Consider the following 7,273-nt stretch of genomic DNA (forward strand, 5'->3'; position numbering starts at 1 on the left):
GTCCGGGGAGCGTGGGCGCCGGGCGGCCCGGCATGACTCAGCGTTTCATCGCGCCGTCGGCGATCGCGTCGGCCGCCTCGCCGATGGCGATGCCCACGATCTCCAGACGGCGCACGAGCTCGCGCTCCTTCATGCGGTCGTTCGTGAGCTCCCCGGAGAAGATGCGCGAGATCTCATACTGGTACATCCGCCGGATCGCGCTGCCGGCCTTCTTGGCCTCCAGCGCGTCGTGCGGCACGGCCGACGGGCTGGAGACGAGGTCACGGACGGCGGTCTCCAGCGCGTCGATGCCGACGATCACCTGGTCGAGCAGCGGGGTGAAGCGGATCTGGTCGGGCACGCGATAGAGGTGCGACTCGCGGACGAAGTCGCGCAGCGAGTCCAGCACGTCGTCGATCGACCGCGACAGCCTGAACAGGTCCTCCCGGTCGATGGGCGTGATCAGGGCCGACTCCAGCTCCTCGACGAGCTGGCGGCGCTCCTCGTCGCCGAGGTGCTCGATGGTGCGCATCTGCTCGTGCGCGCCCGTCCTGCCCACCTCGCCGCCGATCATCGCCATGGCCAGCCACGCGCCCTCCTTGGTGGCCTTCAACTGCCCGAGCAGCGCGTCCGACAGCGCGGTGTCCATGTGCCCCGTCAGCAGGTCACGGATCCTGCGCAGCCGCCTCACCAGCCTGCCGCCCTTCACATCATCACTCCCTTTCCGGCGTAGGCCGCCACCGCGCCCAGCACGCCGCTGGCCGGCAGCGTCAGCAGCCAGGCGACCACGATCTTCACGGCCGCGTACCAGCGGACCCGTCCGCTGCCGCGCACCACCCCCGCGCCGATCAGCCCGCCGGCGATCGCCTGCGTCATGCTGACCGGCATGCCCACGGCGGAGCAGCCGAGCACGGCCGACCCGGCCGACAGCTCCGCCGCGACGCCGTGCAGCGGGCGGAAGGCGATGATCTCGCGGCTGAGCGTGCGGCCCGCCTTCGGGAGCCCGTACATCGCTCCGAGCCCGAACAGCACGGCCGTCAGGGTCGTGTACGGCAGCGGCGCGTCGGAGAAGCTCAGCGCGATCATGAAGATGGCGAGCATCTTCTGTCCGTCGTTGGCAGCGTACGCGACGATCTGCACCACGAACCCGGCGCGGTGCAGGCCGCTCAGCCGGTCGGCGCTGGCGAACCGCACCACCAGCGTCGTCACCGCCCACGCCACCAGGCCGCCCACGATCGGCGCGGCCAGGCCGAAGGCCAGCACCAGCGCCACGTACGGCCCCGAGACGGGCAGGCCCCAGCCCAGGCCCGCCCCGGTGAGCCCGCCGACGAGGGCCAGCGTGAGGCTGGTCGGGCGGCCCTTCATGGTCAGGAAGGTGACCACGGCCATCGCGCTCAGCACGGCGATCGAGGTCGCCGCCCGCCCGCCGGGCCCGTCGAAGGAGGCCAGCCGGTTCACGAACGTCAGCGCCACCTGGTGGGTGGCCAGCGGAACCAGCGCGATCATCACGACCATGGCGAGGATCCCGGTCACCGGTCGCATCGCCGGCAGCTTGAGCCCGGTCGCCAGGAGCGCCCCGCCGTCGTTCATGCCGGACACGATCGCGAACAGCCCTGCGACCGCGACGAGCACGACGACGTCCGCGGGCATGGGCAACCTCCTGCAAAAGCTGTGTATAGCGGATATCTACCCAAGATCGGGCGCATAAGGCAGGGGAGACCGCGCTTCCCGGGGGCGGTAACCTCGATGGATTCAGTCGCGCAGACCTCACCGAGAGCGATCCATGAGCGTTGCCGAGTACGTCCTCACGTTGTCCTGTCCCGACCGGCCCGGAGTCGTGGCCGCCGTGTCGAGCCTGCTGTCCAGGCACGGCTGCAACATCACCGAGAGCCAGCAGTTCGGTGACCGCGAGAGCGAGCGGTTCTTCATGCGGGTGCAGTTCACCTCGCCGGTCGGCGAGGACGAGGTGCGGGCCGCCTTCGCCGCCCTGGCTTCCGACCTCCGCATGGAGTTCCAGCTCCGCGACCTGGCGAGGAAGCCCAAGGTGCTCATCATGGTGAGCCGGTTCGACCACTGTCTCAACGACCTGCTCTACCGCGTCCGCAGCGGCGCGCTCGACCTCGAGGTCGTCGCGGTCGTCTCCAACCATCCCGACCTGCGCCCGCTCACCCAGTCCCACGGCATCGACTACCACCACCTGCCGGTGACGCCCGAGACCAAGCCGAAGCAGGAGGCCGAGGTGCTGGCGCTGGTCGAGCGCTACCAGGTCGACCTGGTCGTGCTGGCCCGCTACATGCAGGTGCTGTCCGAGGAGCTGTGCGCGAAGCTGAGCGGGCGGGCGATCAACATCCACCACTCGTTCCTGCCGTCCTTCAAGGGCGCCAAGCCCTATCACCAGGCCCACGACCGCGGCGTCAAGCTGATCGGCGCGACCGCCCACTACGTGACGTCCCACCTGGACGAGGGGCCGATCATCGAGCAGGAGGTCGCCCGGGTCAACCACAGCCACTCACCCGAAGACCTGGCCGCCATCGGGCGCGACGTCGAGAGCCTGACCCTGGCCAGGGCGGTCAAATGGCACACCGAGCAGCGGGTCCTGCTCGACGGCCACAAGACCGTCGTGTTCCCCCGCTGACCCCGGTGTTAGCCGTGCCCCAGCCGGGGCACGCGCTGGACATGCCTGAAGAACCGAACTCCACACCACCGCCGCAGACCCAGCAGTACCCGGGCGGCACCGGCGAGATGGCTCCGGAGCCACGCGACGAGATGCGCCGCTACGAGGGCCGGGGCCTGCTGTCCGGCAAACGGGCGCTCGTCACCGGCGGCGACTCCGGCATCGGGCGCGCCGTCTCCGTCGCCTTCGCCAAGGAGGGCGCCGACGTCGCGATCGCCTATCTGAGCGAGCACGACGACGCCGACCACACCAGGAAGCTGGTGGAGGCCGAAGGGCGGCGCTGCGTGCTGCTCCCCGGCGACCTGGCGGACCGCGACCACTGCGTCCAGGTCGTCGAGCGCGCCGTCTCCGAGCTGGGCGGCCTGGACGTCGTCGTGAACAACGTCGCCTACCAGCAGCCGGTCGACTCGCTGGAGGAGCTGACCGACGAGCAGTGGGAGCACACGTTCGCGGTCAACATCCACAGCTACTACCGCGTCACCAAGGCCGCGCTGCCCCACCTCGGGGAGGGCTCGGCCATCGTCAACACCTCCTCGATCAACGGCCTGCGCGGCAACAAGACACTCCTCGACTACTCCGCGACGAAGGGCGCGATCAACGCCTTCACCTACGCGATGGCGCAGAACCTGGTCGACCGGGGCATCAGGGTCAACGCGGTGGCGCCTGGGCCGGTCTGGACACCGCTCATCCCCGCCACCTTCCCCGAGGAGAAGGTCGAGCAGTTCGGCAAGCAGGTGCCGATGAAGCGGGCGGCCGACCCCGACGAGATCGCTCCTTCGTACGTGTTCTTCGCCTCGGACCTGATGTCGTCGTACTACACGGGCGAGGTGCTGGCCCCGATCGGCGGGGAGACGCTGCCCGGCTGACCACGTCAGATGAGAGTTCTCTCATCTCAGACTCAGGTCTCTCTCCTCATCTCCCGGCATGCTGGAGCGTATGAAGAGCCGAGCACCTCTCCTCGCCATCCTGGCCGGGCTGCTCGTGGCCGTGGCCGTGACGATCGGGTTCATGCGGGTCGCGGCCGGCGGCCCCGAGCTCGGCGGGCCCGTCGTGGTCTCGAACGAGCCGCCGGGGGGCACGGAGACCGGGGACGGCGCCGCGACGCCGGACGCCGGGACCGAGACGTCCGCCGCCGCTGAGACGGCCACGCCCGCCACCGCCGAGAAGACGCCGTCAGCGTCTCCGTCGCCGCGCGAGACGAAAGCCGAGCCGGTCAGGCCCCCGTCGCCCAGGCCGGGCGGCGACGACGATGACGACGACGATGATGACGATGACGACGACTGACGGCTCGCCGGCATGCGGGTGACCGCCCGCGGCCGGATCGTCGGCTGGATGCTCGCGGTCGTCTCCCTCGCCCTGTTCATCGCGATCTTCGCGACCTGGGCGATCCTCGACCGCCTGATCGACGACCGGATCGACGCCGAGTTCGGCAACGAGGCGGAGAAGCTGCGCCGCTACGCCGCGACCGCTGTCGACGTCCGGGACGTGGACACCCTGCTCAGCGGATACCTCTCCTACAACCCGCCCGACGAATGGGAGACGTTCTTCACGATACTCGACGACCGGCCGCACAAGATCACCGGGATTCCGCCGCTGGCCCGGCTCGACACCGACGACGCGCTGGTGGCGCGTCTGGGGCAGGTCACCGAGCCGGCGAGCGGCGAGACCGAGAGCGCCGCCGGCACCGTCCGCTACGCCGTCATCCCGGTCCAGGTGAACGGCGACGCCCGCCGGGGCCAGCTGGTCATCGCCGTCTTCTACGACCATTACCGCGACGAGGTGCTGAACGCCATCCGCGTGCTCGCCCTCGCCTCGCTGGCCGCGCTCGCGCTGGCCGGCGCGGCCGGCTGGTTCGTGGCGGGGCGGGTGCTGGCGCCGATCCGGCTGGTGGGGCAGACCGCCGAACGGATCAGCGGCTCCTCCGACCTCACCAGACGGCTCGACGTGCCGGGCGACGACGACGTGTCCGAGCTGGCCGGCACCTTCAACCGGATGCTCGACCGGCTGGAGCACGCCTTCGCCGTGCAGCGGGACTTCGTCGACGACGCCGGTCACGAGCTGCGCACCCCCATCACGGTGATCCGCGGCCACCTGGAGCTGATGGGCGACGACCCCGACGACAGGGCCGAGACCCTCGCCCTGGTCACCGACGAGCTGGACCGGATGAACCGCATGGTCGACGACCTGCTCACGCTCGCCAAGGCCGAACAGCCCGGCTTCCTCGACATCGACGAGGTCGAGCTGGCCGACCTGACCGTCAGCGTCGTCGCCAAGGCGCGGGCGCTCGGCGAACGGCGCTGGCGGGTCGACGAGGTCGCCGAGGCGCGCATCCCCGCCGACCGGCAGCGGCTCACGCAGGCGCTCATGCAGCTCGCGGCCAACGCCGTGCGCCACACCGCCGACGACGGCCAGATCGCCGTCGGCTCCGCCGTCCAGGACGGCTTCGTACGGCTGTGGGTGCGCGACGACGGGCCGGGAGTGCCGCCGGCCGACCGGGAGCGGATCTTCCGGCGGTTCATGCGCGCCGGCGAGCGTACCGGTACGCACGAGGGCGCCGGGCTCGGCCTGGCCATCGTCAGGTCCATCGCCGGGGCCCACGGCGGCACCGTCCAGGTGGAGGACGCCCCCGGAGGCGGGGCGTGCTTCGTGATGACCATTCCGATGCGGGAGTTGCGGTGAACCGGATCCTGATCGCCGAGGACGAGGCGCGGATCGCCTCCTTCGTGGAGAAAGGGCTGCGCGGCAACGGCTTCGTCACCGCCGTGGTCAGCGACGGCCTGGCCGCCTACGACATGGCGGGAAGCGGCGCGTTCGACCTGCTCATCCTGGACATCGGGCTGCCGCTGAGCGACGGGTTCACGGTGCTGCGGCGGCTCAGGGAGTCCAAGGTCGGCATCCCCGTGATCATCCTGACGGCCCGTGACAGCGTCACCGACAAGGTGGCGGGGCTGGAGGGCGGGGCCGACGACTACATCGCCAAGCCGTTCGCCTTCGAGGAGCTGCTGGCGCGGGTGCGGCTGCGGCTGCGCGCCGACCGCAGCCCCGAGGTGACCGTGCTGCGGGTCGCCGACCTCGCGCTCGACCTGCGGACCCGGCGCGCGTACGTGGGGGAGCGGTCGGTGGATCTGTCGACGCGGGAGTTCGCGCTCGCGGAGGTGTTCTGCCGCCATCCCGACCAGGTGCTGACGCGGGAGCAGCTGCTCAGCCACGTGTGGGGGTTCGACTTCGACCCGGGCTCGAACGTGGTGGACGTGTACGTGCGCTACCTGCGCCGCAAGCTCGGCGCCGACCGCATCGAGACGGTACGGGGGACCGGCTACCGGCTGAAGGCCGAGGGCGCCCCTAGGTGAAGGGACTCTCATCACGTGCTCACGGGGGGCCAACCGGTGGATCCCAGGCTTGGAGTCGTCCGCACGGGGAGTGCGGAGGAATCCAGGAGGACGAGATGAGCCAGGAACTGCGGCGCGCGCTCGCGGCCATCGGGATCGTGCTGGGCATGGGCGTCACCGCCACCACCCTCGCCACCCCGGCGACCGCCACCACCCCGTCAACCGTCACAACGACCGCCGACGATGACGACCGTCCGAAGGGTGGGGTGGAGACGGGGGTCGGTGGGGCGGCCGACGACGATGATGATGATCGTCCGAGGGGTGGGGTGGATACCGGGGTCGGTGGCGTGGCCGACGACGATGACGATCGTCCGAAGGGCCGAGTGGACACCGGCGCCGGAGGGGCGGCCGACGATGATGACGATCGGCCGACCGGTGGGGTCGAGACCGGGGCCGGTGGGGCGGCGCTGGTGATGGGTGGGGAGGAGGGGGCGGCGTTGCCGCTCGCGCTCGCCTCGGGCGCGGGAGCGGTGCTGATCGCCGGTGGCGCGTGGGCCGGCCGCAGGCTGGTCAGGCGGTGAGCGTGCGGCGCCGGAGTCTCGCCCTGGTGGCGGGTGCTCTCGTTGCGACGGTCGCGTGCGCCCCCGGCGCCCCGCGAGCGGCGGGTGCCCTGGCCGGTGCGGCTGCCCCACAGGTGGCGGGTGCCCTTGACGGTGCGGTCGTCCCGCAGGCGGCGAACCCCGTGCGGTTGCGGATCCCGTCCATCGGCGTCTCGACCAAGGTGATCCCGCTCAAACTGGACAAGGCGGGCCGCCTGATCGCACCCGAGCCGTTCGACCGGGTGGGATGGCACGAGGGCGGCCCCGAGCCCGGGGAGCGGGGCGTGGCCGTCATCGCCGGCCACGTCGACTCCAGGACGGGCCCCGCCGTGTTCTTCCGCCTGCGCGACCTGCGCAAGGGCGCCCGCGTGCACGTGGACAGGGCGGACGGCAGCACCGTCACCTTCACCGTGTCACGCCTGGCCCGCTACCCCAAAAACCGCGTGCCCGACGAGGTGTACGGCTCGGGCGAGGGCGCCCAGCTCCGCCTCATCACCTGCGGCGGCACGTTCGACCGCGCCCGCCGCAGCTACCGCGACAACGTCGTGGTGTTCGCCCGCTGATAACGGAAGTGGCGCCGGGCCCCCCGCGGCACGACTTATAATAGAAAATACACAACATAGGGGAACAAGCGCGTGAACGCCCGGCGGGTCCGAGGTGAATAAAGCCAAAAACCCGCGGGGAACACAGTA

The 7,273-nt window shown here is 71.0% G+C and carries 9 protein-coding genes; 7 read left to right on the top strand and 2 right to left on the bottom strand.

Annotated elements, in window-relative coordinates:
• Window positions 1-37: 37 nt before the first annotated feature.
• Window positions 38-688, bottom strand: coding sequence for a DUF47 family protein (locus AB0K05_RS43280; protein ID WP_261808368.1), 651 nt, complete (start codon window positions 686-688; stop codon window positions 38-40).
• Window positions 685-1,629 (bottom strand): inorganic phosphate transporter, encoded by a 945-nt coding sequence (locus AB0K05_RS43285; protein WP_364237467.1) that lies wholly within the window; start codon window positions 1,627-1,629, stop codon window positions 685-687. The genes AB0K05_RS43280 and AB0K05_RS43285 overlap by 4 nt, the downstream gene beginning before the upstream one ends.
• Before the next feature lie 133 nt (window positions 1,630-1,762).
• Between AB0K05_RS43285 and purU the strand changes: the two genes are divergently transcribed.
• The 7 genes from purU (at window position 1,763) to AB0K05_RS43320 (ending at window position 7,144) form a co-directional block, all read left to right on the top strand.
• Complete coding sequence (gene purU / locus AB0K05_RS43290; RefSeq protein WP_364237469.1) at window positions 1,763-2,614, top strand: formyltetrahydrofolate deformylase; 852 nt, start codon at window positions 1,763-1,765, stop codon at window positions 2,612-2,614.
• A gap of 41 nt (window positions 2,615-2,655) precedes the next feature.
• Window positions 2,656-3,519, top strand: a complete 864-nt coding sequence (locus AB0K05_RS43295; RefSeq protein ID WP_148029907.1) for an SDR family oxidoreductase — start codon at window positions 2,656-2,658, stop codon at window positions 3,517-3,519.
• A 70-nt stretch (window positions 3,520-3,589) separates the two neighbouring features.
• A complete protein-coding gene (locus AB0K05_RS43300; RefSeq protein ID WP_345483140.1) occupies window positions 3,590-3,937 on the top strand; it encodes a hypothetical protein in 348 nt (115 codons plus the stop codon).
• Window positions 3,938-3,949: 12 nt separating this feature from the next.
• Window positions 3,950-5,332, top strand: coding sequence for a HAMP domain-containing sensor histidine kinase (locus AB0K05_RS43305; RefSeq protein WP_364237472.1), 1,383 nt, complete (start codon window positions 3,950-3,952; stop codon window positions 5,330-5,332).
• Window positions 5,329-6,003, top strand: a complete 675-nt coding sequence (locus AB0K05_RS43310; RefSeq protein ID WP_271279716.1) for a response regulator transcription factor — start codon at window positions 5,329-5,331, stop codon at window positions 6,001-6,003. Before AB0K05_RS43305 ends, AB0K05_RS43310 begins: the two co-directional genes overlap by 4 nt.
• A gap of 95 nt (window positions 6,004-6,098) precedes the next feature.
• Entirely contained in the window at window positions 6,099-6,563 is a 465-nt protein-coding gene (locus AB0K05_RS43315; protein WP_364237477.1) for a hypothetical protein, read from the top strand.
• A gap of 2 nt (window positions 6,564-6,565) precedes the next feature.
• Entirely contained in the window at window positions 6,566-7,144 is a 579-nt protein-coding gene (locus AB0K05_RS43320; protein WP_364237479.1) for a class F sortase, read from the top strand.
• The last annotated feature ends 129 nt before the right edge of the window (window positions 7,145-7,273 follow it).

Origin of the sequence: Nonomuraea sp. NPDC049486, from assembly GCF_040676925.1 — a bacterium.
Lineage (GTDB): Bacteria > Actinomycetota > Actinomycetes > Streptosporangiales > Streptosporangiaceae > Nonomuraea > Nonomuraea ferruginea.

What these genes read in the sequence shown, in the direction of transcription:
- AB0K05_RS43300 (WP_345483140.1), top strand. Translation starts at nt 3,590, where the DNA reads ATGAAGAGCCGAGCACCTCTCCTCGCCATCCTGGCCGGGCTGCTCGTG.
- AB0K05_RS43305 (WP_364237472.1), top strand. Translation starts at nt 3,950, where the DNA reads ATGCGGGTGACCGCCCGCGGCCGGATCGTCGGCTGGATGCTCGCGGTC.
- AB0K05_RS43285 (WP_364237467.1), bottom strand. Translation starts at nt 1,629, where the DNA reads ATGCCCGCGGACGTCGTCGTGCTCGTCGCGGTCGCAGGGCTGTTCGCG.
- AB0K05_RS43295 (WP_148029907.1), top strand. Translation starts at nt 2,656, where the DNA reads ATGCCTGAAGAACCGAACTCCACACCACCGCCGCAGACCCAGCAGTAC.
- AB0K05_RS43315 (WP_364237477.1), top strand. Translation starts at nt 6,099, where the DNA reads ATGAGCCAGGAACTGCGGCGCGCGCTCGCGGCCATCGGGATCGTGCTG.
- purU (WP_364237469.1), top strand. Translation starts at nt 1,763, where the DNA reads ATGAGCGTTGCCGAGTACGTCCTCACGTTGTCCTGTCCCGACCGGCCC.